General features: G+C 42.3%; 19 protein-coding genes. 10 read left to right on the top strand and 9 right to left on the bottom strand.

Features of this window, described 5'->3' with window-relative positions; genetic code table 11:
- Nucleotides 1-658: hypothetical protein (locus tag HN980_05235; protein MBT6928878.1), on the top strand; the 658-nt coding region annotated here is incomplete at its 5' end.
- On the opposite strand, the gene HN980_05230 is transcribed toward HN980_05235, so the two are convergent.
- Nucleotides 659-2,665, bottom strand: a complete 2,007-nt coding sequence (locus tag HN980_05230; protein MBT6928877.1) for a hypothetical protein — start codon at nucleotides 2,663-2,665, stop codon at nucleotides 659-661. It abuts the gene before it with no gap.
- Nucleotides 2,666-2,969: 304 nt separating this feature from the next.
- On the opposite strand from HN980_05230, the gene HN980_05225 reads away from it, so the two are divergent.
- From HN980_05225 to HN980_05195, 7 genes are all read left to right on the top strand, one after another.
- The gene (locus HN980_05225) at nucleotides 2,970-3,458 is read left to right on the top strand and encodes a hypothetical protein (GenBank protein ID MBT6928876.1); all 489 of its coding nucleotides are present in this window, start codon (nucleotides 2,970-2,972) and stop codon (nucleotides 3,456-3,458) included.
- 235 nt (nucleotides 3,459-3,693) lie between these two features.
- Nucleotides 3,694-7,485, top strand: coding sequence for a hypothetical protein (locus HN980_05220; protein ID MBT6928875.1), 3,792 nt, complete (start codon nucleotides 3,694-3,696; stop codon nucleotides 7,483-7,485).
- A gap of 78 nt (nucleotides 7,486-7,563) precedes the next feature.
- On the top strand, nucleotides 7,564-7,839 hold the full coding sequence (gene rpmB, locus HN980_05215) for a 50S ribosomal protein L28 (GenBank protein ID MBT6928874.1): 276 nt from the start codon (nucleotides 7,564-7,566) through the stop codon (nucleotides 7,837-7,839).
- Nucleotides 7,840-7,900: 61 nt separating this feature from the next.
- On the top strand, nucleotides 7,901-8,923 hold the full coding sequence (locus HN980_05210; protein ID MBT6928873.1) for a hypothetical protein: 1,023 nt from the start codon (nucleotides 7,901-7,903) through the stop codon (nucleotides 8,921-8,923).
- 465 nt (nucleotides 8,924-9,388) lie between these two features.
- Nucleotides 9,389-9,694 (top strand): type II toxin-antitoxin system RelE/ParE family toxin, encoded by a 306-nt coding sequence (locus tag HN980_05205; protein ID MBT6928872.1) that lies wholly within the window; start codon nucleotides 9,389-9,391, stop codon nucleotides 9,692-9,694.
- Nucleotides 9,695-9,700: 6 nt separating this feature from the next.
- Complete coding sequence (locus HN980_05200) at nucleotides 9,701-9,988, top strand: XRE family transcriptional regulator (protein MBT6928871.1); 288 nt, start codon at nucleotides 9,701-9,703, stop codon at nucleotides 9,986-9,988.
- 69 nt (nucleotides 9,989-10,057) lie between these two features.
- A complete protein-coding gene (locus HN980_05195; protein MBT6928870.1) occupies nucleotides 10,058-10,411 on the top strand; it encodes a hypothetical protein in 354 nt (117 codons plus the stop codon).
- A 343-nt stretch (nucleotides 10,412-10,754) separates the two neighbouring features.
- Here the strand turns inward: HN980_05195 and HN980_05190 are convergent, their stop codons facing one another.
- Entirely contained in the window at nucleotides 10,755-11,348 is a 594-nt protein-coding gene (locus HN980_05190) for a threonylcarbamoyl-AMP synthase (GenBank protein MBT6928869.1), read from the bottom strand.
- Nucleotides 11,345-12,127: a FliA/WhiG family RNA polymerase sigma factor gene (locus HN980_05185; protein MBT6928868.1), complete on the bottom strand. Its 783-nt coding sequence runs from the start codon at nucleotides 12,125-12,127 to the stop codon at nucleotides 11,345-11,347. The genes HN980_05190 and HN980_05185 overlap by 4 nt, the downstream gene beginning before the upstream one ends.
- A gap of 229 nt (nucleotides 12,128-12,356) precedes the next feature.
- Between HN980_05185 and HN980_05180 the strand changes: the two genes are divergently transcribed.
- Nucleotides 12,357-13,217, top strand: a complete 861-nt coding sequence (locus HN980_05180) for a methionyl aminopeptidase (GenBank protein ID MBT6928867.1) — start codon at nucleotides 12,357-12,359, stop codon at nucleotides 13,215-13,217.
- Here the strand turns inward: HN980_05180 and HN980_05175 are convergent.
- The 6 genes from HN980_05175 to HN980_05150 all read right to left on the bottom strand — a co-directional run bounded on the left by HN980_05175 (nucleotide 13,206) and on the right by HN980_05150 (nucleotide 25,053).
- Nucleotides 13,206-16,472: a hypothetical protein gene (locus tag HN980_05175; GenBank protein MBT6928866.1), complete on the bottom strand. Its 3,267-nt coding sequence runs from the start codon at nucleotides 16,470-16,472 to the stop codon at nucleotides 13,206-13,208. The genes HN980_05180 and HN980_05175 overlap by 12 nt on opposite strands.
- A 192-nt stretch (nucleotides 16,473-16,664) precedes the next feature.
- Nucleotides 16,665-21,875 (bottom strand): hypothetical protein, encoded by a 5,211-nt coding sequence (locus tag HN980_05170; protein ID MBT6928865.1) that lies wholly within the window; start codon nucleotides 21,873-21,875, stop codon nucleotides 16,665-16,667.
- A gap of 80 nt (nucleotides 21,876-21,955) precedes the next feature.
- Nucleotides 21,956-22,771, bottom strand: a complete 816-nt coding sequence (locus tag HN980_05165; GenBank protein MBT6928864.1) for a 2,3,4,5-tetrahydropyridine-2,6-dicarboxylate N-succinyltransferase — start codon at nucleotides 22,769-22,771, stop codon at nucleotides 21,956-21,958.
- A complete protein-coding gene (locus HN980_05160; GenBank protein MBT6928863.1) occupies nucleotides 22,756-23,412 on the bottom strand; it encodes a DUF2817 domain-containing protein in 657 nt (218 codons plus the stop codon). The genes HN980_05165 and HN980_05160 overlap by 16 nt, the downstream gene beginning before the upstream one ends.
- A 164-nt stretch (nucleotides 23,413-23,576) precedes the next feature.
- Nucleotides 23,577-24,755, bottom strand: a complete 1,179-nt coding sequence (locus HN980_05155) for a hypothetical protein (protein ID MBT6928862.1) — start codon at nucleotides 24,753-24,755, stop codon at nucleotides 23,577-23,579.
- 109 nt (nucleotides 24,756-24,864) lie between these two features.
- The gene (locus HN980_05150) at nucleotides 24,865-25,053 is read right to left on the bottom strand and encodes a hypothetical protein (protein MBT6928861.1); all 189 of its coding nucleotides are present in this window, start codon (nucleotides 25,051-25,053) and stop codon (nucleotides 24,865-24,867) included.
- A gap of 131 nt (nucleotides 25,054-25,184) precedes the next feature.
- Here HN980_05150 and HN980_05145 point away from each other — a divergent pair.
- Nucleotides 25,185-25,613: hypothetical protein (locus HN980_05145; GenBank protein MBT6928860.1), on the top strand; the 429-nt coding region annotated here is incomplete at its 3' end.

Below are 25,613 nucleotides of genomic sequence, written 5' to 3'. Positions count from 1 at the left end.
TGCAACATTTTTGCTGGCACTGCCACTAGTCCTTTCGTATCCTGGCGATTCCCCAGACCTTGAAGAATGGATGTCATCACAAGAACAACGACAGATGGGCATCGACAAGCTCAACGACAACGAGAAGAAGATGCTCGTCCACTGGATAGAGGCTTCCTTCGACGAGAAACTTCGCGATCAAGGAACAGCACGCCTTACTATACGGTCTTCTAGCAAAAAGAACCGTTCTATCGAGCTCAACGACGGATCTCTATGGGAAATCCACCACGATGACAGCTATCGTGCTGCGATCTGGAAGTCCGGCGAGAAAATCAAGATCATCACCGGCGACGACAAACGGTACCCCTATCTTTTTGTTCTCGTGCCCCATGGCGAAGTCGCCAGAGCCAAGCTTGTATCAAAGCCTCTTCCCATTGATGGGAATGACTCCCTAGGAAAAACACATTGGATCGACGCCGTCACTGCCAATGGCATGAAGATAACTCTCGAAGATGGCACGACGTGGGACGTCCTTCCTGCCGACAAATATATCGCAAAAGAATGGATCGTCGGCGACAATATCAAGGTATATAAGACCGAAAGTGTCAAGACGCCATACGTCCTTGTCAACACCTTCACAGGCCAAAAGATCCGTGTGAAAAAGGTGGATAACTACTAGCTATTCTGCTGTCGCCGAAACCTTCTTGAACATAAAAGAACGGCCATTGCTCGCGGCTTTTTTCAACACTGCTCGTTCAGTGACCGTGCTTGAGCTGCTATCATTATATACTCGCCATTGACCGTCGTCATCTTTATGGTAATAAGTATAATGACCGCCAGACCCACTTCCACTATAATGTACAAAGTCGACAAGTTCATATTCGTCTTCAGAATTTCCGCCTTTATAATCCGGAAAAAGATCTTTTATCTTAAATTTTGGTGGTATATCTCTAATCTGTCCAAATACAGGATTATAGTTTATGACAAGCTTATCAGGAAAAATGGGGTGGTCGACTAAATGCTTACTAACATGTTTATCGGCACCTATTACACTGACATTGTTCATATCAAGATTTTTCAAAAAATTTATTCTGTCTACAATATCTTTAAACCGCGCCTCTTGAAATAATATATCCTCATTAAGCCCAAGCTTCTGAAAAAGCTGTTGCGCGCAAGGTTTCTTCCTGTCTTTTTTATGATCAGGTTCTTGCTTGAGCTTTTCAGCATCATATTCCTTAAAAGATCGGGGGTAATCAATGCCTTTATCCGATGCTATTCGCTCTGCTATCTTTCTATACAGACCACCTATTGAACCTTCAATTTCCAATTGAATCCTTTGCTTCTCTTCTTCGCGGAATTTTCCTTCTACTCTGTTGCCCTGTGAGTCTATTAATCCCTTTTCTTTAAATATTTTTTCATGAAGCGGCTTCAGATCAAGACGCCCATCGGACTGTCTTGCTTCCCTTAGCGGATTTTTTCGGTGGTCCTCTAACCTTTCGTTATAATCTGTACGCCCTATCAATTGTTCCGCCAAAACCGCATCCATATCGCTTATGCCAACGCCAATAATGGGCTCTCCATCTTGTCCTACAAGAAACCTGACATCATATCTATCAAGTGTTAAAAGCGTCGTTCTAATAGCCCCTAAAAACTTTCCTGAACTTTCTAGCTCAATTTCTCGCTCTTTGGTTACCTCTACCTTCGGCACTTCTAATTTAATATTCTGGCCGCCTTTTGAGAGATATTCTTCTTGCCTTGACAATCCAATAGCAGCTGTTTTGTCATCACCTAAAATCTCTCCTAAAATAACCTTGCTTAACTCTTCTTGGTCATGTTGCTGTTCAATAAGTCCTCTACCGCCCTGCCAATGTCCGGTTGCTTCGACATCTTTAGCCAAATCTTTTATATCTTGTTCTAAGACCTGCCGCTTACCATCGGGAGAGCGTAAAATGTTTACTATGTGTAAAAACTTTTTCCGTACATTTTCCCGAGCTTGATAAGCTTTTTCAGTCTCTTCCTCTTCGATCTTGTTTCCATAAAAATCGTAATATGTCGTTTCTCTCTTCTTTAACGGATTATTTAAAAGTTCATCATAATCACGATTACGCGCAAGGCGCTGCAAAAAAGAGTTTAAATAACATGTAATGCCAAGATTTTTGATGCCTTTGTGTCCGGGTGCTAACTCAACAAGCTTACTACTTCTAGAAGACCTTGTCGTTTTTTTCGACTTAGGGGCCTTAGGAGCAGGCTTAGGAGTCGATTTAGGAGCGGGTTTATGGAGCACACTAGCTTTAGGAGGTGGCTTAGAAGGAGGTGGCGTTGTGGGGGGCACCGAAGGCGATGGCTGCTCAGCAGGCTTTCCTAGGTTGGCTGTTGTAATCCTGGCAATATCTTTGCGTCTGCCCCAAGAAAGCCATTTTGAGTTTTTGTTGTTATCGTTATGGTTTTTTATTCTGTTATTAAGAATCGTCACATTATATTCAAGATCCGGGGTACTCAGCGGTCTGTTTTCAAGAGCCTCCTCGACTTTGTTGCGTACAGCCAACAACACTGGATCTTGTTTTCGAAAAAAACGTACTATCCTATGCCACCATTTTAGAGGCTTTGTTGTTATGACAAAAGCGTCTTTTGCAACACGCAGCCTTGCACCTCGATCTAAGCGTTGGTTAAATATATCGAAACTCATCGCAGCAATCCCCTAATTATTACTGATGTTACGCGCTAATTTTGCTTTAGTGGTGTAGCGAAATGGGTAAGATGCAAGTATCTCCGACGAGCCAAGCTCTGAAGAGCTGGTCGAGGAGGAATACGCAGCAGATTGCCCCTTGCAGCACGCCAATAAAGTGAGAGTAGCGCGTAAAGTCAGTTATTATGATATAATCATAATATAGTTATACCACTATAAACGTCATGCAATCAATAATTTTATTGACTTTGTGGTTTTTCTGTTACTATGATAAGGTGAAAGAAACATGTAGAGGTATTACCTTATGGCCAAAACGAATTACGGTGAGATGGAGAAAAGCATCTCTAGGACCCTGAAAAAATACAAACGCGACGAACTTCTTGTCCAAGCTGACGAAGCGCAGAAAGAACTAAAGTCCAAGAAAAAAAATGAAACGCGACGAAAAGAAGCCACCACAAAAAAAGAACGTGTGCAAGCGACAAAAGAAGAGGTAAAGGAAAAAGCCTTCGACGCCATAAAGAAAAAACTCTCAATGCTAAATAACAGATCTAAACGTGTTCTTTTTGAAAAGCTCAACCTCAACAAAGAAGAGCTAAAAAAATATATCTCAGATCATAACAAGCTATCTCGTGAAGACTGGAAAATGATAAAACAAATACAAAAACAAATATCAACATATTCCGAAAATATCGAAAATTTCGAACAAGAATTCAACGATAAAATCATCAATTCAGAAAAAAATAAACACGTCAATAAACGCTTAAACGTACGAGATAATTGGCTACCGCTTTAACAGTGACCAGTTATCAATTATCAGTTATCAGTGGCATATAGGGACGAAGAGCTGATAGTAGCTGGCGAGCTTTCGTCTTTTGTTCACCTTTTTTTTACAGTTTTTAGCTAAAATCAAGCAAATTTAAATAGCTTTTTTCCTGTTTTTATGCTACAATTTCCAACCTGGCAGTAATGATAGTTTAATGTTTTTAGCTAAACATCTATCGTAATAACACTATAACAATGAGATATTTATGGAACCCAGCACTAAAATAGCACACGGTGGTTTTCCGAGCTTAGTTAGTCCTCAAGAAGGCGTCGAAGTTGAGCCTTCTAGGCCTTCTGGTATTAGATCCGTCATCGATGCTCTTGCTGCGCGTGTTTTCGATACTAAAACGCCATCGGACGACGCTATAGCGACCATCGGATCTCTGGAGAGTCGTGTCGGTAAAATCGGTGGTAAGCTTGCATCTTTTATTACCAACATCATTGTTCCTGTTGCGCGAAAAAACAAAGCTGCTAGTTTTTTTACTTCGGAAGCTGAATTAAGCAACTACGTCAAACACGTTGTTCTTATTGGAATGCACCGTCTTACCTGTCCTGAAGGCAGGGCTTTTATTTTGGGCACTGATGAAAACCCCGTTGGTTTTCTTCAGAAGCTTCGTGACGTCTATGCTGAAGATACGCATGTTAAAAATAAAGAAATTACAGATGCTTTGGCCGATGAGATGCTTCTAGACGAAAAACATATAGAAGAATTTTTTGATCATGATCAACAGAGAGATATACGCTTACGCGACCATGATTGTGAAGGTCTTTCTAAAGAGCTTATGTCATTTATTTTTAAAGGCGAACGCCACAACAATCTACCTCCCCTGAAGATGGGAAAAGTTTCTCTTGGGAAAAGCGTTAATGATCCTGTTTATTATTGTGTAGAGCGTTACCTTTTACGTCCTCTTTTCAAGACTTCCTTGCCAAAGATTAAAGATTTAATCGCCGAAGGAGACGTCGGCGTCGACAATCTTGCTCTCGGCAGGATAGCCCCTGCTGTTGCCAACAAAACCGAGGCTGCTGTAAAGGAAGCGGTCGAAAAACAGATAGCGAAAGCTTTAGATACAATAAAACAACCGGACTATTTTGGAGGCGCACAGGAAAAGGCCAAAGAGCTGCTTTCTAGCATCGTCCCTAAAGATATCGTCGACATTATCACCGGAAAACCTATTATCGCTGACGCCGAAGCTTTAGTCGAGGAATTGAAAAGCGACGAAGTACGTATAGCGCAGAAGACAAAGCCATTTGCTAGCCGCATAGCAGACAAAGTCGCCAAGTATGTCGGGCTTTGCATCCATGTCGTCATCACCAATCTCCGTACTCATTTTATAGACCATCCCAATTATATCATTGACCATATAAACGCCATGGTAGAGCTCGCCAAAGAAGAAGACAAAACTAAACGTGATGAAGGTATTGCTAGTAGTATCAATGATCTGATAAATGTATGTCTCCCTAAAAAAGCAGAAAGCCTCAGTCATCTTCCAAAGGCTGCTCGCGAACCGTTATATTCTTATCTAAAAGACGAGATGACGTCTTTCTTGCAGAAACACATCCACGAATACTTCATCATTCCCGAGACCGTAGAGACCAAAGAAAGCCTGAAGACCTCTATAGGAGACACTGCCGTCAACATCTGTGAAGCTACGGCACGCTCTATAGAAGACTGCTATGACAAACATGAGCAAAAGCTCTTGGTAGAAGCATTGTCATTAGAAGCCGTAAAAGAAGAGCTTCCTGACTTTTTGCGTAAAGAAGCCGAAAAAGACTCTAAGTCTCTTGTCAAAGGGATTCTCGGTGAGCTACGAGAACAGTATCTTAAGGAAGTCCCTGAAAAAGCTCTTCGCGGTCTATTTTTTGGAAGGATGCAGCATATCATGATGTTGGCGATGAGAAACCTAAATAACAACATCGAAGATTTGCCTGCTATCTTCAGCGATCTCTTATCTCTAGAAAAGCCCCTCGCCGCAAAATATGTAACCCCGGCAAGAAAAAAACTAGTACAAGGCCGCCTTCTCAAAGCATGTTTTCCTGAGGGCAGCAAGAGTATGCCTGTACCTTCCGCCATGCAAGAGCTTATATACAAAAAATTTAAGGAAGAGCTTTTCCCTCAGCTTGTCGACCTTGCCCACAATGTCATAAAACGCCCTAAAGACTTTCCTGACACAAAAGACATAGGCCCAGATTTAACAGACGGTCAAAAAAAAGCCGCCGAGCGCATCAAAGAATTCCTTGCAAGACAAATTGTGGTTAATGCTCGCAAGATGGGTGCCGACAAAATTTTGGAGGCCTTAGGCCCCAAAGCAACAGAGGAGCTCGGAGGCATCGCTGCCGACAGGTTAGAACGTGTCATGCTCGACGCCATGCCTAAGATCTTAACACACCTGAAAGATCTCATAAAAGCCGAACCATTTTTCCTGCTAAAAGTCGTAAATAAATTAGGGATTTCTTTACAAAACCACTTCGACGCATACACCATGAAACGAAAAGATGTTGTTGATGGACAACAGATGTTCCTTGAAAAGCTTTATGGTGAAAGCATTTTAAGTGTCACCGACCGTCAAAAATGCAAGCTCGATCATACAAAAAAATGGGCATCGAAATTGCTGGACGTCGCCTTCCCTCGCAGCATTAAAACAGACGAAGATGGAAATGCCGTTCTAGATGAAGATGGAAACGCTGTTCTTGTTAGAAAGATCCCCTACATCGCCGAAGACCTCCAAGAGCCCGTAGGAGAGCAGCTCGAGACAAACCTTTTGCCAACGATGCTTGTTGAGATGATGAGCACTTTGACGGAAGAACATACGATGAATCAAATTGTAGCAAACACCCTCGAACAGATTTTCAAAGAAGATACAGAACAACACGTCAAAGAGAGAGTAGTAATAAATCATAAAGGTCTGACTGATGTTGAAGTAAATGGCATCGTCGAGAAAATCGAAGCTCATCTTCGAGGAAGCGCTGGCGTTGATAAACAAAAAGAGATAAAGGTCCACTACGAACGCTACGGCGAAAGTCTTGTAAATATATATATATCATGCTACTTATCCAATCCGGATGTGACCAAAGTCCCCAAAGAAAAAAAGAAGCTTTTAAAAAAAGTCCGTGGCATTGTCCGTGCTTATAGCAAAGCTACAGCAGGCGAAATCTCTTCAAAAGACAAAAATGAAATAAAAGATGTCGTCAACGCCGAAGCTTTCGGCAAGGTAGCGATAACATTCGGTAAGCTCTTCGTTAAGATTGTTGGAGAAGACAAGCTTCCAAAATGTCGTTCTCTTGAAAGAACTATCGGCAATATCATGGCGCAGAATATCTGGAAAATGTTGCAAGAGAACCTCGACAGTCTTGTTGATAACATAATAATAGACCCCACCAACGTCTGGCTTGAGGGGGCGATAAAACACGACGAAGCCAAGACGACAGCAAATTCTGAAGAGCTGACTCAAGATGAAGTAGAAACTAATATCGCCACCGATAAGCTCAAAGCTGCCAATGCGGCACGAGAAGCCATCTCGCAGAAAACCTTCACACCGCTAAGACTTTCGATGTCAGCAATATGGAAGTCCTTCTCGAAGACAGTAATCGCTATGACCGAAGCCTTCTGTACAAAAGCTGAAGAGTGGAATATCCCCAGACCTTTCACCAAGATACCTACAGGCCTCGTGATATCGGAGTTGATGCGCTTTGTTTTGCGAGCTGTGAACTTTTTAGCAATCAAGCCTATCACCTTAGCAACGATAGGCATTGACAATATCTATAAGCTCGTATTAAATCCAGCACTCAATGCTTTAGGCTTTAGAAGGATACACCACCGGATGGAAAAGAAGCATACTGAACGCGTCGATAAAGCCCTTGAATTCTTCCAAAGCGCTCTCCATGAAAATCTTTTTTGGAATATCGTCGACGACATTTTCAATAGTGGAGATCTCGTTACTCCGCCGTCGAGCCCTGCGTCGACTCCGCCGCCTGGTCCCCGTGCTAGCGAAACCGACTGATAAAATTGTTTGCATAGTATGGGATGTTGTGGTATTATCTTGTGCTTTGATTACATATAGTATAAAGGAATTGTTGTTATGTCGAAAAAGTGTAAAGTTACTGGAAAAAAAGCCGTTGCTGGAAATACGTATGCTAGGCGTGGTATTGCCAAGAAGAAGAAAGGTATTGGTCTAAACATTACTGGTAAGACCAAGCGTACTTTCAAGCCAAACACTATGAAGAAGCGTTTCTGGCTCCCTGAAGAGAAGCGTTATGTCAGGATAATGGTGTCTGCTGCAGCGATACGTACCATCAACAAGCTCGGGATTTCTTCCGTAGTCCGTAAGATGCGTGCCAAAGGCCAAAAAATCTAATTGGAAGTTAGATTAATATAGTTTATAACGTCATCATATTTTTATATGGTGACGTTTTTTTATGCATTCTCTAAAAAAAATCCTTTCATTGTCCATTGCCATCGTCCTCTCTACGGCGCTGTTTTTCTTGGCATTTTCCTTGCTCTTGTCGCCATCGCTTCCTGAAGAAGGCTCCCCTCCACGTTTATATTCTCTTCACACTGGCGATGACATCACGATAACATACAGCGGTGCTTTTGCTTCCGCAAAAGAGTCTATCCTAATAATAGTTTTTTCTTTCACCGACGACTCTCTTGCCGCCTGCCTTAGGGCTCGTGCTGCCGAAGGCATCCCCGTCACCGTCGTTACCGACAAAAGGAACGCCGCTGCTGCCGCCAAGATTTTAGGGCCTGACATTATAACAATATCGCGCGTTATGCCTGGACTTATGCACCAAAAGATCGTCGTCATCGACGAGGCTATGGTATTCATAGGGTCAGCGAATATGACGACGGAATCGCTACGTATGCACGACAACATCGTCGTCGGCGTCAACAGCCCCTCTCTTGCCGATACTATAATCTCGCGGACAGTAGCCTTTACCATGCCTCCCGTCCGCATACCTTATACTTTACGTCATCATATTATCGGCAGCCAAGATGTCGAGTATTTCTCCCTTCCAGAAGATCGCGAAGAGGCCTTCACCACCATAATAGATCTCATCAACTCTGCGACGACGACGATAAAGATCGCGATGTTCACCTGGACGCATCCCGTCCTTGCCGAAGCTGTCATCGCAGCAAAAGATCGCGGCGTCGATGTCGAGATTATCGTCGACTACTCTTCTAGCCGCGGCGCCGGGAAAAAGATCGTCGCAACACTCCGCGATGCCGATCTCGACGTCCTCACAAACCAAGGCCCCAGCCTGCTACACCACAAATTCCTCCTCGTCGATAACACAACACTGGTAAACGGCTCTCTCAACTGGACAAAAGCCGCTTTCAAAGACAACGACGAATGCTTCCTCGTCATCAAAAACCTCTCCACACAACAACAACATTTCATGAAAAAACTATGGAAAAATACCACCCTCGAAGCCCGTTAAGTGGCTCCGCGCCCCTTAAAACCCGCGACAAGGGGTCAAAAACCCCTTGTATCCCCACCAAGGCGACAAAGCCCTACGGACTTTACTGCCGTCAGTGCCATCAAACCCGTGATTGTTGCTAAATCTATGGTTGAGCGCTACAGATGGAGGTGAAATTTTATACATTTTGACAAGGGCATGTCTTGAGACATGGCCGAGGAAAAACGTATAAAAGGTTGCCTTCAGCTGTAGATGGCTAACCATGGCTTTGGTAATAATCACGGGTTATAATGATGGTGCTGAGATAAAAACAACACTTCACCAGGAATTTTATTAAAAAACATGAAAAAAGGAAATTCCTCTTGAAGAAATGTACCATTTTTGGTACAATGGGTTTAGAAAAAGAAAATAATACAAGGTTGATTCGTGAAAAGCCGTGATACCGACCATCCCAAAAAGATCATATCAGTTAGATTTTATAGTTCAATGAGTGGCGCAGAACCTGTGAAGAAATGGTTGAAATCGCTTTCTGCCGAACAGAGAAAGATTATTGGTGAAGACATAAAGACGGTTGAATTTGGATGGCCTTTAGGCATGCCTGTTGTTAAGAGCCTAGAAAAAAAGTTATGGGAAGTAAGAAGCTCATTCCAGGATGGTATCGCACGAGTGATCTTTACCTTGGTTGAAGACCAGATGATCCTTTTACACGGATTTATCAAAAAAACACAAAAAACTCCGCAGAAGGAGATAAAATTAGCTTTGCAAAGAGCAAAAGAGATTAAGGAGGCGTAAGATTTTATGGCTACTAAAACAAACAAACACATTGGTTCTGGTTTCGATGATTTTCTCGAAGAAGAGGGAGTCCTTGATGAAACTGAAGCTGTCGCAGCAAAAAGAGTTTATGTTTTTCAGCTAGAAAAAGAACTGCGAAAGCAAAAGCTAAAAAAATCCGATCTTGCTGAACGGATGCATACCAGCAGGTCTTCAATAGAACGTCTTTTAGACCCAAGCCTGCCGTCTACACTAAAATCATTAAGTGGAGCTGCTATTGCTTTAGGAAAACATTTAAGAGTCCGGTTAGCATAATTCTTTTTGCGCACGATAAAAGTTTAATCAAAAAAAGCATAATCCTAATCTAGAAAAAGGTATAAAACTATGAATCTGCAAGAATTTGTTAAAGATGTATTAGTAAGTCTCGATAAAGCTGTTGAAGAAGCACGAGCAGAAATGAAAAGAGATGTTTATTTTTCAATGAATAAAGAACAACGAACAGTTGAGTTTGATATTGCCGTATCATCTGAAGAAACGGATTCAAAAAACGGTAAAGCTGGAATTAAAGTATTGCAGTTTGCTGAAGGTGGGGGCAGCCTAAGTAAAGAAAATAAAAATTCAACAATAAGCAGAGTAAAGTTTGGAGTCGGAATATCCTATAATACCAAAGATGAGTCGATTCGCCAAACAGAAGAATATGAAGCAGCTAAAAACATGCGAAATTCATCGAGGCCATAGAGTTTAAAAACCGCTTGTCACCAATTCCTTTATCTCAGTGCCATCGAACCCGTGATTGTTGCCAAATCTGTGGTTAAACGCTACAGATGGAGGTGAAATTTTATACATTTTGACAAGGGCATGTCTTAAGACATGGCCGAGGAAAAACGTATAAAAGGTTGCCTTCAGCTGTAGATGGTTAACCATGGATTTGGTAATAATCACGGGTTATAACGATGGTGCTGACAGCAAAGATAAAGCAAAAAGCGAAGGCAGTTTCTGCCTTTGCTTTTTGCTTTGTCGCGGGGATACAAGGGGATTTTTCCCCTTGTCGCGGATTGTCAAGGTCGCGGAGACCTTGACATTACTCAATAATATTGTTGATGTCTTGTGATGTTATTGCTCCTTGGCGAGTTATTATCCAGTGGTTGTCGTGATAGCATAAGATTGTCGAGGGTGTTCCGCTCATATGGACATCGGCGGGTAAGGTGGGGAACTTTTTGCCGAAGATGTCTTCTAATTCCTCTGGTGTTGTTGCTGGGAGTTGTCCTGAGAGGTTTGCTGAAGGTGCAACGAGGGGGCCACATTTTTGTATGAGGAGGCGTGTTGTTGTAGATTCTGGGACTCTGAAGCCTGCTGTTTCTAGCCCTGCACGTATCGTTGTTGATACTGTTTCGACGTCGATGGGGATTACTAGCGTAAGCGGTCCTGGCCAGAAGGTATGTGCTAGTTCTTCGAAGTGTGGTGGTATATCGTTGACGAATTGGTATATCTGCTCGACATCGGCTAGGAGCGTTACTAGAGGGTTTTTCTCCGGCCTGCCTTTTATTTTGAAGATTTCCGCTACGGCGATGTCGTCGCTGCTATCGGCGGCGAGACCATAGACGGTATCGGTTGGCACGGCGACGACTTCGCCGTTCTGTATCAAAGATGCTGCCTGTGGTAGTGATATTATCATGGTGAACACTCATTTAATATGTTTTTCATGCGCTTACGCAGACGTCCTACCGCCTTGGTGTGTACCTGTGAGATGCGCGATTCGCTAACGTTTAGCGCTCTTCCAATATCTTTGAAGATAAGACCTTCGTAGTAGTACATCGACAAGACCAGACGCTCTTGTTCTGGCAGGTCTTTTATCGCTTCGAAGAGGTAGTCCCCGACTTCTTTGCTGCCAACGAGTTCAGAGCTTAGCTTCGCATTGGCATCGGGGATGCGTTCCGCGAGAGGCACTCTTTCATCATCGCCATCGTTTTTCTCGTCGAGCGACGTCATCGTCGGAGGCGTTATCGTCACGAGGAGCTTCTCAAGCGCTTCTATATCTATGCCAAGATGTTCGGCAAGCTCTTGTTTTGTTGCTTCCCTGCCAAGGCGGTGCTGTAATTCTCTTTTTGCGTCTTCGACGGTGCGGCTTTTGCTATGTACACTACGTGGTATCCAGTCGAGGGCACGAAGCTCGTCGATGATAGCGCCTTTTATTAAGAAGACGGCGTATGTTGAGAATGACGTCTTTCTTAAGGTATCGAATCTGTCGACAGCTTTCATAAGGCCCATAACTCCTGTAGAGTATAGGTCTTCTCTACGGACGAAGCTCGGTAGTCCAGGAATGATACGTCCTACGACATATTTCACAAGAGGAAGGTAGTGAGTAATTATCTCATCGCGGTATTTCACCACATGGTTCCGCGAATAACGTTCCCACAGCGAGTCTATCTGCTCTTCGGTAAGTCTTTTCATCATAGTGCCTTCCTATATATCTAGTCATCTTATAGTAAAAAGAATTTTACTTCAAACCCGATTATCACGCCTCCGTGGAGTCAGCGTTAACGTTCAATGTGTCTACGCCACATTAGTTCGGAGTTCGGGGTTCGGAGACAAAAGTTAGTTTTAATTGATAATTGATAATTGATAATTGTTCATTGATACGCTATACTAGTAAATATAATAGCTTAGAGCGGGAAGTATTCAAATGATAGGACGTAATGATTTTTGTTGGTGTGGCAGTGGGGATAAATGGAAGAAATGCCATTATCCTGAAGAGAATACTTCTGTCGTCGACGAGTACCACAAACGTTATGGTATCATCATAAAAGATGCCGAGCAGATCGAAGGCATTCGCGCTTCTTGTCGCCTTGCTGCCGAGATCCTCGACAAGACGTGTTCTCGTGCTGTCGCTGGTGTCACTACTCTCGAGCTCAACGACTATGCCCACAAGCTTCACCTCGACGCTGGTGCTATCCCTGCACCGCTAAATTATAGTTCTCCGCCGTACCCCAAAAGCATATGCACGTCTATCAATGAGGTGATATGCCATGGCATCCCCGATGGCACTGTTTTAAACGACGGCGACATCGTCAATATCGACGTAACATGTATCCTAGAAGGATATTATGGCGACTGCAGCAGGATGGTTGTTGTCGGCGGTAAAACTACGGAAGAGCGTCAGCGTGTCGTCGATGTTTCATACGAATGTCTTATGCGTTCTATCGACATTATCAAGCCAGGAGCTCTTATCTCTGATATTGGTGCCGTCATCGAAGAATATGCGACGTCGCAGGGATGTTCCGTGGTATACCAGTTTGTCGGGCATGGTGTTGGTGTAGGGTTCCACGAAGCTCCAGAGATTCAGCATTGTAGTAATGACAACGATATACCATTAGTTTCTGGGATGACGTTCACCATAGAGCCTATGATCAACGCCGGCAAGGCCGAAGGCATCGTCGACACCGAAGACCATTGGACGGTGAAAACTTGTGACGGCATGGCTAGTGGGCAGTGGGAGCATACTATCCTCGTCACTGATGATGGCTATGAGATATTAACTCTCTGAGCTTTTACCCAGGCTTAGATAGAATTTTAGGTATCCGTATTTCTTTAGGAATGCTTCCCCGTCTAATTTTGTTTCCCCAATATCTCCTAAGAATGGTGCTTCCAGAATATGAGCGGTACGCAACATAAGCTCTGCTGGTATCTCTTCATTACTAGCCCTATTTATTAGATCTGTTACTCCTAATTTTTTAATTCCATCACTTAGGCTAGAATAAAAAAGCTTTTTTAGACAAAGTCCCTGTTCTTCTTCCTGTTCCGAATCAGTCTTACCAAAAAGCTGAACCCCTAAAAAAAGCAGACGCTGTGTTATTATTTCTCGTTCTTTCCCTTTATATTTTTCTTTATCACAGACTCTTTCCAGCTCCAACCACAGATCAAACATTTTCGCCAAATTTTCGACAAGAAACTCATTCTTTTCTACAAAAGCAGTCATTGCATTATACTTTTGTCCTACTGCTTCGTATAAAGCCCCAAACTTCGCCATAAGCAAGACCGTCTTCTTTTCTCCTTCCATTCTATGTAAAAAACTATCACTTTTTTCAAAAGCGGCAAACATCCTAGTAGAATATTCATAACATTCATATTTTGATGCTTCTGTCTTTATTGTAACGATATATGTTTTAATAAGCATATCATAAAAAGCGTTGTCTTCATCATCGTCTCTAACTTCTCCGCTCTCCTTAAACCCCGAAGCGTCACTTTCTACTATTTCCGTGATATGCCTTATATCTTCGACGCCAATCCGTGCTTTACTTATACTGAGCTGCTCTATCATACCCATAACGAGCTCTCTATTCATGCAACCATAGGCGGAGTGTGTTTTCCAACAGATAGAGTTTTGCATTTTGTTAAAAAACGTTATTATCTCTCTAATCGCCGGATTTTGTTTTTCTATCGCATCATCACATCTGCTTTTGGCTTCCTCATACTCTTTTGTAGCACTTTTTTCTGTAGACTTTTTTGCCGCCTTCATTACTTCCAACTCATCACGAATTTCTTTTGTCGTCTGGCTAAATCGTTCTACTGTCTTCTTAAGGATCTTTTTCGCTATTTCTTTACCATCAATAATGCCCACAACGCTTTTCATGCACTCTTGGATAGCACAATTGAAATACGTGCCAGGCTGTATCATAAGGTCGGCATATCCTTCTACTATCTTTTCTGCCATAGCTGTTTTGTCGTCATCAGAGAAAAGCTCTGCGGTGTCTTCAACTGCACTTTTAAGCAACAGTCTTGCTTGTCTTATATTTTTAACCGTAGCCTTTGCTGCATTATAATTTACTGTTTGTTTAAAAAACTGCACGAGGCTCTGTTTCTCTTCTTCGCTGGAAGAAGAAAAAACACCATTTTTAATGCTAAGAATAAGAACATTGCCAGCCACTTCACGAGCGTCGTCTTTAAGCTTTTTGTTTTTCATCTGGCACAAAAGTCCTATCGTCTTCAGATAAAATTTTCGTGCTTCTTCAGGGACGAGATTATTGCTAAACAATGGGCTTTTTTTTCTTTCCATGGCCGAGAACATCTTTGCGACGTCAATGACAAACGCAGGCCTTTGTGTTGTCCTTCCTGCTGAAGAAAGCTCATCCATGGCTTTTGCCATATCTTGAACGCTTCTGACTCCGGCGAAAAGCGTATCGACTGTGCGGTTGCGAATGTGTTCTTTGAAAGATTCGGTTAGCCTGTTCGCTTCATCTTTTTTAATCAAAGGCAAGAGATGCGCTATGAACGAGAACCGCTCTTCAGGAAATAGGTCTTTTCTTATTTCGCATTCTTGGAAGATTTTATATGCTTTTACATGGCGTTTATCTTCTATATTCCATGCGACAAGTTTTTTCCATACGGCTTTTCTTTTTTCTGCTGCCGTAACGTCTCGACATCCTATGCGCATCAAAGTCTCGATGATGTCGAGGTCATCTGTCGACGGCTTATATTCGATGAGGTCTGCGACTTTTGTTATGGCTGCTGTTATTATTTCGGAGCTTATCGTTGAACGGTTTCCTTTGGCTATCTCATGTGCTGCAATGACGTCTTTTACAATGGACAGTACCGACATTGCGTCGCTGCTTTCTGATAGTTTCTTCCCCGTGATTGTGTCGAAGCATTTTTTTGCTTCTTTCCATGCAAGACAAGTAAGACCGCGTTCTTCAGATTCTTTGAAGAACTCTTCTGCGCGGATAACATCTCCTTTTTTTACTAATGCTTCTACAACAGAATAATAAGCTTTTGCTATTTCACATTTATGTTTCTTTTCTGCACGGAATTTATCAGTATCTTTATACTTACACAGCATATCGCATGCTTTATCAATTGCGTCGTCGGTAGAGCACTCGGTCCACGACTTTACGATACTACATAAATATCCTACACTTTCCTCCTTAAAACCATATGTGTACCTAATTTCACCTTCGATATTCATCGCACAATTTATAGCGACTTCTGTATGGCGCCCGCAGAAAGAATTTATAGCTCCTTTAAAAAAAGTTGCGCGCTGTTTACTTTTGCTAAACACTCTCTTTGCATTTGCTTGAAGAGCGAGCCTTTCAAGGGAAGGAATAAGTTGCTCTTCTTTCTGACATTTTTGAGAAACAGCTCCATACATAGAGCGTACTTCACCTTTACCAAGAGCGTTTTCTGCTTCTTTCAGCATCTCCATCGCTGCATCATCGTCGCCGGATTGTATGAGCCTCATCACAATGGTTACGCAAGATTCTCTGCGAGCTTTTTTTTCTGCCTCACTATATGTATCTTTTGTAAATTCTTCGCTTTTTAAAAGTTCAAGAAGGAAATATCCGGCATCTTTGTGTTCTATGTATTGCGACGCCACGCTTCTAAAAACATCAGACGAACTCTTTTTAGGATCTTTAAGGCTTGCTTCAATGGCTTGTACTGGATCAAGCGGCTCTGAAGGTCTTTCTTCAATTTCTTGTTTTGGAGCAGGCGGCTTTTCAACAATAAGAGTCGGTATTGTATGTTTTTCTTGGAGATTAAAAGATCCCAAAATGCTAAAAACTCTGCTTTCAATATCGGATAAATATGGTGATGGTAGCGGCGTTTTTCTGACACCCGTTCCCTTCAGTATTGCTTCTACTAATTCTCTTGTCTTATTTAACTCTTTTCTAGTTATTTCTACTGTATCTGTAGTATCACATTCTCTTTCATCTAATGCAGCAGCTTCGACTTTTTCATAATCAGGATAATAAGGTTGTTCAGCCCAAAGCGGTTGTAGGGAATTTCTTTCTGGTGGTCGTGGTTTCATCTTTTAATTTATCCTTTATTTTTGTTGACATCGCAAAGATTATATGCAAGTCCTCGTTTAAAATCAATAGTTTATGCAGCTCTGTTCGTCATAACGACGCCATGCGCAATCTGTGTCGGCTGATGATCGACATGTTGTGGATTCACAAGACGAGAAGGCATAACAAGTATTTACCTCGATAATAAGTTCTCATCATTCGTCTCCTGTCGAACTTCCGAATGGTATATACATACATGACTGTGCTTGTTCAACACTCATACTTCCTGTTACAATCATTGGTGCCACATCTTTAGCTGGGGTCGTCTTTTTAGGAAGAGAATCATAATATTTTTCGAACCAGGTACCTTTTATTATTGTCGGGTCAATCTTAATTGGTATTCTCCATGTCATATCCAAAAACATCTTTATAGGAGAAGAATGCGAACTGAGCTGTATTCCACTTTCAGGATCAATCATACTCACGCATAACTCTATATGCGGCAAGGCATACAACATATTTAAGAGTGTTATTAATGAGTGTCCCTTTTCATTCTTTTCTTCGCTCTTAATATGAAACTCAGTGATACGTTTATCCAGCTCTTCTCGTCCACCTCCTATAGAAGCTACTTGTGAAGGTTCTGTAAAAAAATATTTCATCAGGGCCTCTAGGATTCTGTTGCAGATGTCCTCTCGCTCATATTTTGCACATAACTTACGATATTCCTCTAATCCTGGAGCTGATCCTAATAGCTCTTTATATTCTTCTGATTCTCTGACTGTCCCGTCCTCCTTTTCCGCTGCTAAAAGCTTTGCCTTCTTTTTCGCTGCTAAAAGTTCTCCCTTTTCACCATGATGGCATTCACGTACTTCTTCTATCTCTGTACGGTGTTCGAACAAGAGCCATTCTTCGAAAACTACTTTCACACAACTCATAATATTCTCTGGCTTGCGCTCTCTAGGACTTTCCGGCTCCATATCATTATTAAAAACCTTCAAAATGCTATCGATCTTCATTTTATGAATTTCAAGCAAAACAACGGGGTTTCTCATTATACTAAGTCTTTCCATTTGTTCCGGTGTATAAACTAGCTCCACACTATATCTTTTAATAATATCATGGATTTTTTGATACTTTTTATAGTCTTCCCATGTCTTCATACTTCTAAGCATGTTTTTCTCAATTTCATGGAAATATATACTAAGCATATAAGATAATCTTCGTGGCTTGACTGTGCTCTCCTTTTGTCGATCGTAATATTCTTTGTCCTTGCCCATGATATCGATCATTTCTTGCCAATGTTTTGTGTCTTCAGAAAAGCTTGTGATTAGCCTATAAAGCAAAATATCTTCTTCCTCTGATTGCTTTGACGTCTTCCATAGCTCGCTTTTCTGTATAACCTTAAGCATCTCCACCACTTTTTCTACTGGCAGACGGTTTTCACCAAAAGCGTCGTTAAGAGCTTTGAAAGGGCATGACAACAAGCTTTTCTCCATGCCCACTACTACTTCTAGCCTTCTACCACTACATGTTTTATGGCGTATAGCGTCTTCTATAAGAGGAAGTACTCGTTTCATATCATCGCCTGTTTTCATCAAACCACTTACAATAAAAAACATAGCCAGAACGCCCACAATAGCCTCATCGTCATCTACTATGATATCAAAAAATGTATTACCTTCAGGGCTTTTTATCATGCTTTGCATCAACGTACATAGCTCTTTGAAATTCCCTTTTCTCTTTTCTGCAGAAGCAAAAATTCCTTCTTTCCATTTTTCCTTGCTGTCTTCTGTTTTTGGCTCTTCCCTGAAAACATTATTAGCAATTTCTAAGAAATTGCCTCTTCCTTCCCTAGCCTCCAAAGTAATCGCCATGTCATATAACTCTATCGCCAGCGCTGTTCTTTCTTCTTCGGAAAACCTGTCTCTGCTTCTTTCAAAGGTATCATATGCCTTTTCAAACATACTTCCATCAGCTTTTTTAACCCATTGTCTTATCATCGTAGAGACGTATTCTCGCCACGCCTGCCGTACAGTTTCGTTGGCTTCTGTATAACGCCATTCCTCTAGAGAGCTCTCAACGATATCTTCGACCCTTTTCCTATGAAGTGTACGTCGTTTTTTTGGTGGATTGATAGTATTCAGTGCTCGCCCAAGAGATGTTATTGTCTTAAGGTCGTCGTTGAAAGTCTGTTTTTCTCTTGTTTTTACAAGTTCACATGCTTTAATAGAAGCATCAAAACGAACATTGTCGTCGCTTTCTTCTTTGGCGATATTGATATATTTTTCTACGAGAGCGCTACCCATCCTCTCCATCGCGCTAATATGCGAAATCACAAAACCATTTATCTTATCGAGTTCTTTCATAGTATTTGGTAGCCCCATAGAAGAAAGCTTCTCGATAACCAATGATAATGTCGTCTCATCTTTCGAACAGCGTCTTCTCTCTATAGCCTCAAAGACCTCTGAAACATTGCATGCTTTTTCAACTTCATAGCGAGCGGCAAAAACTCCTACGCGGGCGCGTTCTTCCGGAGGGCTTCTTAGGAACGTCGGCAGCTTTTCTTCATCGAACAGAGCGCATCCACGGACTTTTGCTTCGTCATCATCACCAGTAAGTAGCGCTGTACATGTCGAATACCACGCTTTCCTTTTATTCTTTGCTTGATCTTGTTCTGAGAAGTTTTTCATGCTTCGTAACGTGGAAAGCAAGGCCTCGGCGTTGTCTGTCATCTTTAAAGAAGCGCCTCCCAATATAATCTTACATATAAGGTCGACTTTCGTTTTTTCGTCGAAGATCTTCTGGTTTCTCATGAAGATGTTATATGCATTCCCGAGGTGTGTAACATCCTGTTTTTGCACAAGCTTTTCAATGATTCCTGTATAAAACCCTTCTCTTGTGACAACAACAGGTTCTGCCACCGTTCTTCTTTTACTTTTTTTCTTCTTAGGTCTTGCCGATGCGGTCAGGCCATCAAGAACCTTATGTTTTTTATCAAGTTGTTCGATGATGGATATTGTGTTTTCGGCATTTTCGAAGTCTTCTGGATATTTAGCGAAGAACCCACAAGCTTTATGGACGGCAAAAATAATTGTATCTCTTCTGATGGTTTCGATAGTTTTATTATCGATATCGTTAATGATTTTTAATGCTGTATCCACCTTCTCATGCTTGTCCTTGCGATCGGTGTCGTCTATTGCCTTTATACATGAATCAAGACCTTTACCAGCTTTTTCAAGGTCATAGCTAATGACTAAAGCTTCTGCCTTAGAGCGTTCTTCCGATTTTTCAAGTGCTGTTATCTCATCTACTTCATCAAACATTGCGTATCCACGCGCTTTTTTAACGGGATCATCGCTGCCAAGCAGTGCTGCACATACCAGATACCACGCTTTTCCGCTTTCTACTAATTTATCCTCATTGTAAAAACAATTCATACTTTGTAAGGAATCAAGCAAGACCTCGGCATTTTCTATCATTCCCCGAGAAACATATCTTGATATCATCTTACATATAATAGGTGCTTTAGTCGTTTCATCAGCGCCTTGAAGTTTACTCGCGAAGATGCTATATGCGTTTGTTATGTTATCAACAGAGCACGGCTTCTGCTTCTGCACTAGTAGAGCATTAACAATATCAGTATAGAAAGATTCCTTTGTCTTTGTAGATTCGAAGAAAAAATGACTTTTATGAAGCCTTTCGACGATATCAACTATTGTTTCTATATTCTCGAATTTAGATGGATCCTCGTATATTAAATCACAGGCCTTGCAAGCTGATGCAATAACAAATTTTCTATTTGCGGCTACTGGAATTATAGAGGCTGTTTCCATGATAGTTAATGCCTGGCATATCGACTGTGGACTTCCTGTGTCGATAAGGCCATTAACGATATCTTCATACAAACCTTTCTTTTTTTTATACGAAATCGAATTATCTTCCTTATCACCTTCTTTTTCGAAAGCCAGGCTATCCTGCATAACTTCCAATAATTTCACAGAAGCGTGATGCCATTTTTTTTCTATGAGCTTTTGTAGCAAGGGATAGAGGCACTGTCTTTCTTTGCCGAAGGCGCTTTTTGCTCCTGGAAAAAATCTATTGTATATATACGATATAGTTTGTCGGAATATGATGTCTTCGTCGCTGTGATTTATCTCGCGCAACGACTTCAAGGCTTGGATAATAGCGAGTAAATAATTTTCATTATCAGAATCTTTATCAAAATGTTCTCTCATCAAACGAACAAAACGACTGTAAGGTTTCTCGCTACTTTCCTCTTCGAGACAGTGTTTACAAAACGGCTTTAAAACAGCTGTCTCACATCTCCTTCCCGCTTTGCTTATGCTGTATAATGCTCTAGGAAGGCCTACGCTCTTGGGCGTATGGCATAAAAAGATTCCCTTACTATAATGTCTTTTTCCCTCTTCGGGGTCTTCGTCGAGATAGTAGCAATAATCGCCGTCGAGGTCCACCTGAAAGGCTCCTTCTGTGCGATCATACTCTTGAGCGATGCGTATTGTTAAGCGTATCTCCAGATCTCCGATGCCGATAAGCATCCAGTCGTTTTCGATGTCACACATAGGTTTACGATTGCTAAGATATGCCGCTTTTAGCAGCTTTTTTGCTTCTTCTGTTTCTCTAAATTTTTCAGGAAGTGTCTCTTTTTTAATAAAGTCGTAGTATGTTTCGAGGATCTTGTCCTCAAGAAATAGCTTAAAACCCTTGCTGTCCACAAGTTCATCAGAGATGTCTAGATAATATGCGACGTCGGCATCGGAGAGCTTCTTCACCGAGACCACTCCAGGGACGACTATCGAAGAAGCTCCGGAGCCACAGATGCGCTTTCCTTTTACAACTTTGTCGTATTTTTCGCCGTAATGGCTTTGAAGCTTGGCGTTGAAAGCATACAAAAAATCTTCTATCTTGGGATTTTTTTCAAAAGAAATCTTCTTAATATTTTTCTTTGAGATACCCAGATTTTCCAATTTTTCTTCTTTTATGTTTTTATTTATCGTCGTTTTGAGAGGCCTTTGACGAAAACTTTCGCGTCGCGATTTTTGTGCCTTAGAAAGCTTTTCTTTGTGGCATTGTGATGGCAGCTCCCCTGTTTGTTCAAGTTCTTCGACTTCCAACGGTGCGCTATCTACAGCTACAGTAGAGGTTGTGGGCCTGAAGAATTGTGGATCGCATAAAATAAGGAGAGGCGAAGCTCCGGGTCGTTTTGTCGGGGTGGTGCGGCCGGAAGCGTTGGCTGTCGGAGAAAGGGCTCGTCGTGACACTTCCGAGGTTAGCGACGCGGTGTCGCTATCACTTAGCAATGCTTGCCGTCCTAACTCTTCCGCATGTTGTACACAGACATCCGTGCGACCTTCTAGCGTAGCAGCTAAAGGCCTATATGATAACGTTAATGATGACGGCGGTTGCATAGTATAATTATTTTTGGATAATAAAGACAATTATTATACTATCTGTAGCTATTAATAATCAATACTTTATGCAGATAACATTATATAGCTACGGTATATTCTCTGAGGGCGTCGTTTAGCGATATTTTTTTGTCGGTATTTTCGTTGCGGGATCCTATAATTAACGCGCATGGAACGCCTACTTCTCCTGCGGGGAATTTCTTCGGCAGTGTCCCTGGGATGACGACGCTATTTGCTGGAACGGAACCCCGAGATATCACCATCTCGTTGCCAGTGACGTCGACGATCTTTGTGCTTGCTGTTATTATTGTTCCCGCGCCTAGGACGGCGCCTTTACCAATATGCGCTCCTTCGACGACGATACATCTACTTCCGATGAAGGCGTCATCTTCGATGATGACGGGAGTGTTCTGCAGTGGCTCCAGGACGCCACCGATTCCTACGCCGCCGGAGAGGTGTACGCGTTTCCCTATCTGCGCACAAGAGCCTACTGTCGCCCAGGTGTCTACCATGGTACCTTCGTCGACGTATGCACCGATATTTACATATCCCGGCATCATAACAGTGTTTTTGGCGAGGAACGACCCATACCGTGCTATAGCGTGAGGAACGACACGGACGCCTTCGTCTCCCGTCCATTGTTTCAATGGTATTTTATCGGCGAATGTTATATCTCCGGCATTAATTACTGTGATATCCCTAACCTTGAAATATAGAAGTATTGCCTTCTTTATCCACTGATGTGTCGTCCATTTTCCTGTATCGTCGCACGAACACACGCGAAGCTTGCCTTTGTCGAGGAATTCTATGGTATCTTCGACGGCTTTTTTCATCTCTGTTGTCAGTGTTTCAGCGTCGTAGGCAGGCTCTATAATATTTTTTATATCTTCGTACATAATTCTTTATTATTTTTTGTTGTTATCATCGCTTTCAGCGCTGGAAGGTGTGTTTCAAGGACCGTTTTATGGTCGAGCCCTCGTTCTATCTCGTATGTTATCGTTGGGATATCACGCTCTAGTCCGTAATATGTTCCTAGGCATCCCGGCGTCGGGTATCCTATGCTATCGCGTATATCATAGCCGACGAGGTTTTTTGCTGCTTGTGCTTCTTCTTGACAGCTTCCATTAACGTTGATACAGGGATTTTTCCAGGAATGTATACTTATTATCAATGTTGGCTTTGCTTCAGAGATATAATTTATTAATGCCTGTGTTTCGGGCTCGCTGTTGGGGTGTGTTCCTGGGCAATAGCGTTCTTCTGTGATTTCTGCTGTCCAATCTTTTGTCGGCATGTTTCTGTTGAGATCGACGCCAGCGGCGTTCTTACGCTCTCCGGCGATGACACCATCGAGATTCAAGGTAGGGATTACTGTTACTCTAGGAATACACTCCCCTATCAGTCCATATGCTGCAACGACGCCTTCGCTTTCGTCGCCATGGACGCCGCCGATGACGAGGACGTGAGGTTTTTCTCCTTCCCACTGGTATACTTCGATGGGAAGGTTCCGATGTGTATATCCTATCGTTATATGTTCCATCTTATACCAATCCCCGATAAAAAAATCATAAACTCATCCTCATCTTTTTGCATAGAAATTTGCGCTCGATCTTGCTAACACACCAATGTTTGCGGCGATCTCCGCGCTTCCTTCTACGCAAAAATCTTGAGCCCAATTTATGGCTTTTTCACCGGTAATTGGTATTATTCTTTATTGGCGAGGTCTTCTGAGAGTGTCGTTACGAGAGTTCCTAGCTCTTGAGCTTCTTCACGCCATTGCATAGCCTCTTCTTGGACTTTTTTAAGCTCTTCTTCGAGCTCGCATTCATATTCCGTAGGCTCAGTATCTCTGAGGGCTTTTTCTTTTGTAAGGGCTTCTAGCCTACCTTCGACGTCGAAGAGGTCTATTCTTGTCTTATCGAGGACTTTTGTCTTTTCTTCGAACTGCTCACGCAGCTGTTTATACATGCCTTGCATCTTTCTTGCATCGGCAGGAGCAGCGTCGTCACCGCCTGGCTTCTTAGGCCCTGAAGGCATCTTATTTTGCATCTTATTCTGTATGGAATGGAATTCACTATACACTTCTTTGAAATCTTCGCCGCCGACAACGTCGTTTTCTTTTTCGTCGATTTTTTTCTTGAGGTCTTCTATTTCCTGATCTTTATTGCGGAGGGTTTCTTCTATAACACTGCTGTCTTCTGCCTTGCTGCCTTTTGTGTCGTCACACATACGTTGTAGTTCTGCGATATCTTTCTTTGCATCGAGAAGATTTTCATGCTCTTGAGCATATTTCCTTAGGTTCTTTAATGCCTCGGAATGAAAAGCAACGTTGTTTTTGGTTAGGTCTTTTACTTCGGCGTTTAGGGCTTCTATCGTCTTGTTAAGGGTCTGTTTTTGCTCTTGTCTTGTAGTGATATCATCCTCTAGACGTCCTTTTGTTTCTTCGGACTCTTCACGGTCGCTGCACCATTGCTCTTGTGTATCTTTTAGTTTCTCGTCGAGGCTTAGTAGGCTGTCGAGGCGGCTCTTCGACTCCGTCTCTATAGCATATGTTGTAGCATCAGACTCTTCGAAGGAAAGGACCGTTATTGCGAAAGCCATAAGCGTCGCCGAAGCCATCCCCAGCTGCCACAGTCGCTCTTCTACGTGGATACCGCTATATGTTATTAAGAACATCATAAACATAAACGCTGCCGTTCCCAGGGCTCCGCTCCACCGCCATCGCCAGCATGCCCCTATCCCTATCATCGCAGAAAAAGGCAGATAGAAACTCGTCGAAGACGGCGTCACTGCATTGACGAAGATGGTAAAAGCTATGATAATTGGTCCGAGCATAGTCCAAAACTGTGCTCGCTCTTTAAGATTTTTTGTGATAACGGCCATAACACTCTCTATAAATTATTTTTCAAAGACTACTAAAGAAGTATACTGAACGAGTATTGAGTGTCAACAGTTATCATTGAGCATTGATCATTGATCATTGATCATTGAACTAGATTTTCAGGTAATATTGTGCTTCTTCGAGGAGGTATGCTGCTAGCGTGGTGTCACCTTCGCATGTCATCTCAACATGCATATTCCCGTCGTCGTTAGGCTCTTGGCATGTTATCACCAAAGAACACGCTTTCTTAGTGTTTTTTGGTGCGATGGGCTTGACTTTATGTCTATTCTTTGGGTTCATTGTTCCTCTTCGTCAAAAGTATACCTCATAATAGCCTGTTATCATGATATTACGTCAACATGATCTTTCATTTTTTGCTTTTAAAATCTGTTTTATATATACTCATGGACAAAGAAAGAGGTTATACCATCATGTCACACGCAAAAAAGTTTCTTTCAGACCCTAGAATTTCTGAGGCCAAGAAGCTCATCGCCGAAGCCCTCAAAGAGCATCGTCAGGGCATTATTGATATCGCTGACGGCGATCCTTCGTGTCGCCAAGATTATGAAGACTCCCTTGCCGTAATATCTCAGAAGCGCGGCCAGAAACCCTTGTTCCCATATATCGCCAGTGGTATCGGAAACGGCGCTCTTGTCGAGCTTGACGATGGCAGCGTAAAATACGACTTCATCGGAAACATCGGCGTCTATGGCTGGGGGCATAGCGACGAAGACCTCGTCCTTGCTGCTGTAGATGCTGCTCTAACAGATGTAGCTATACAAGGACATCTTCAACCTGGCAAGGAATATCTTTCTTTTCTTAAGGTTATCACGAAGGTTTCAGGTTTTGACCATTGTGTT

The sequence above is a fragment of the Waddliaceae bacterium genome, from assembly GCA_018694295.1.
In the GTDB taxonomy this organism is placed as follows: domain Bacteria; phylum Chlamydiota; class Chlamydiia; order Chlamydiales; family JABHNK01; genus JABHNK01.
The sequence above is the reverse complement of the archived record's forward strand: the minus strand, read 5'-3'. Positions and strand labels throughout refer to the sequence as shown.

Bases quoted from the DNA above. Each gene is read 5' to 3' on its own strand.
- HN980_05230 (MBT6928877.1), bottom strand. From the start codon at position 2,665: ATGAGTTTCGATATATTTAACCAACGCTTAGATCGAGGTGCAAGGCTG.
- HN980_05225 (MBT6928876.1), top strand. From the start codon at position 2,970: ATGGCCAAAACGAATTACGGTGAGATGGAGAAAAGCATCTCTAGGACC.
- HN980_05220 (MBT6928875.1), top strand. From the start codon at position 3,694: ATGGAACCCAGCACTAAAATAGCACACGGTGGTTTTCCGAGCTTAGTT.
- rpmB (MBT6928874.1), top strand. From the start codon at position 7,564: ATGTCGAAAAAGTGTAAAGTTACTGGAAAAAAAGCCGTTGCTGGAAAT.
- HN980_05210 (MBT6928873.1), top strand. From the start codon at position 7,901: ATGCATTCTCTAAAAAAAATCCTTTCATTGTCCATTGCCATCGTCCTC.
- HN980_05205 (MBT6928872.1), top strand. From the start codon at position 9,389: ATGAGTGGCGCAGAACCTGTGAAGAAATGGTTGAAATCGCTTTCTGCC.
- HN980_05200 (MBT6928871.1), top strand. From the start codon at position 9,701: ATGGCTACTAAAACAAACAAACACATTGGTTCTGGTTTCGATGATTTT.
- HN980_05195 (MBT6928870.1), top strand. From the start codon at position 10,058: ATGAATCTGCAAGAATTTGTTAAAGATGTATTAGTAAGTCTCGATAAA.
- HN980_05190 (MBT6928869.1), bottom strand. From the start codon at position 11,348: ATGATAATATCACTACCACAGGCAGCATCTTTGATACAGAACGGCGAA.
- HN980_05185 (MBT6928868.1), bottom strand. From the start codon at position 12,127: ATGATGAAAAGACTTACCGAAGAGCAGATAGACTCGCTGTGGGAACGT.
- HN980_05180 (MBT6928867.1), top strand. From the start codon at position 12,357: ATGATAGGACGTAATGATTTTTGTTGGTGTGGCAGTGGGGATAAATGG.
- HN980_05175 (MBT6928866.1), bottom strand. From the start codon at position 16,472: ATGAAACCACGACCACCAGAAAGAAATTCCCTACAACCGCTTTGGGCT.
- HN980_05170 (MBT6928865.1), bottom strand. From the start codon at position 21,875: ATGCAACCGCCGTCATCATTAACGTTATCATATAGGCCTTTAGCTGCT.
- HN980_05165 (MBT6928864.1), bottom strand. From the start codon at position 22,771: ATGTACGAAGATATAAAAAATATTATAGAGCCTGCCTACGACGCTGAA.
- HN980_05160 (MBT6928863.1), bottom strand. From the start codon at position 23,412: ATGGAACATATAACGATAGGATATACACATCGGAACCTTCCCATCGAA.
- HN980_05155 (MBT6928862.1), bottom strand. From the start codon at position 24,755: ATGGCCGTTATCACAAAAAATCTTAAAGAGCGAGCACAGTTTTGGACT.
- HN980_05150 (MBT6928861.1), bottom strand. From the start codon at position 25,053: ATGAACCCAAAGAATAGACATAAAGTCAAGCCCATCGCACCAAAAAAC.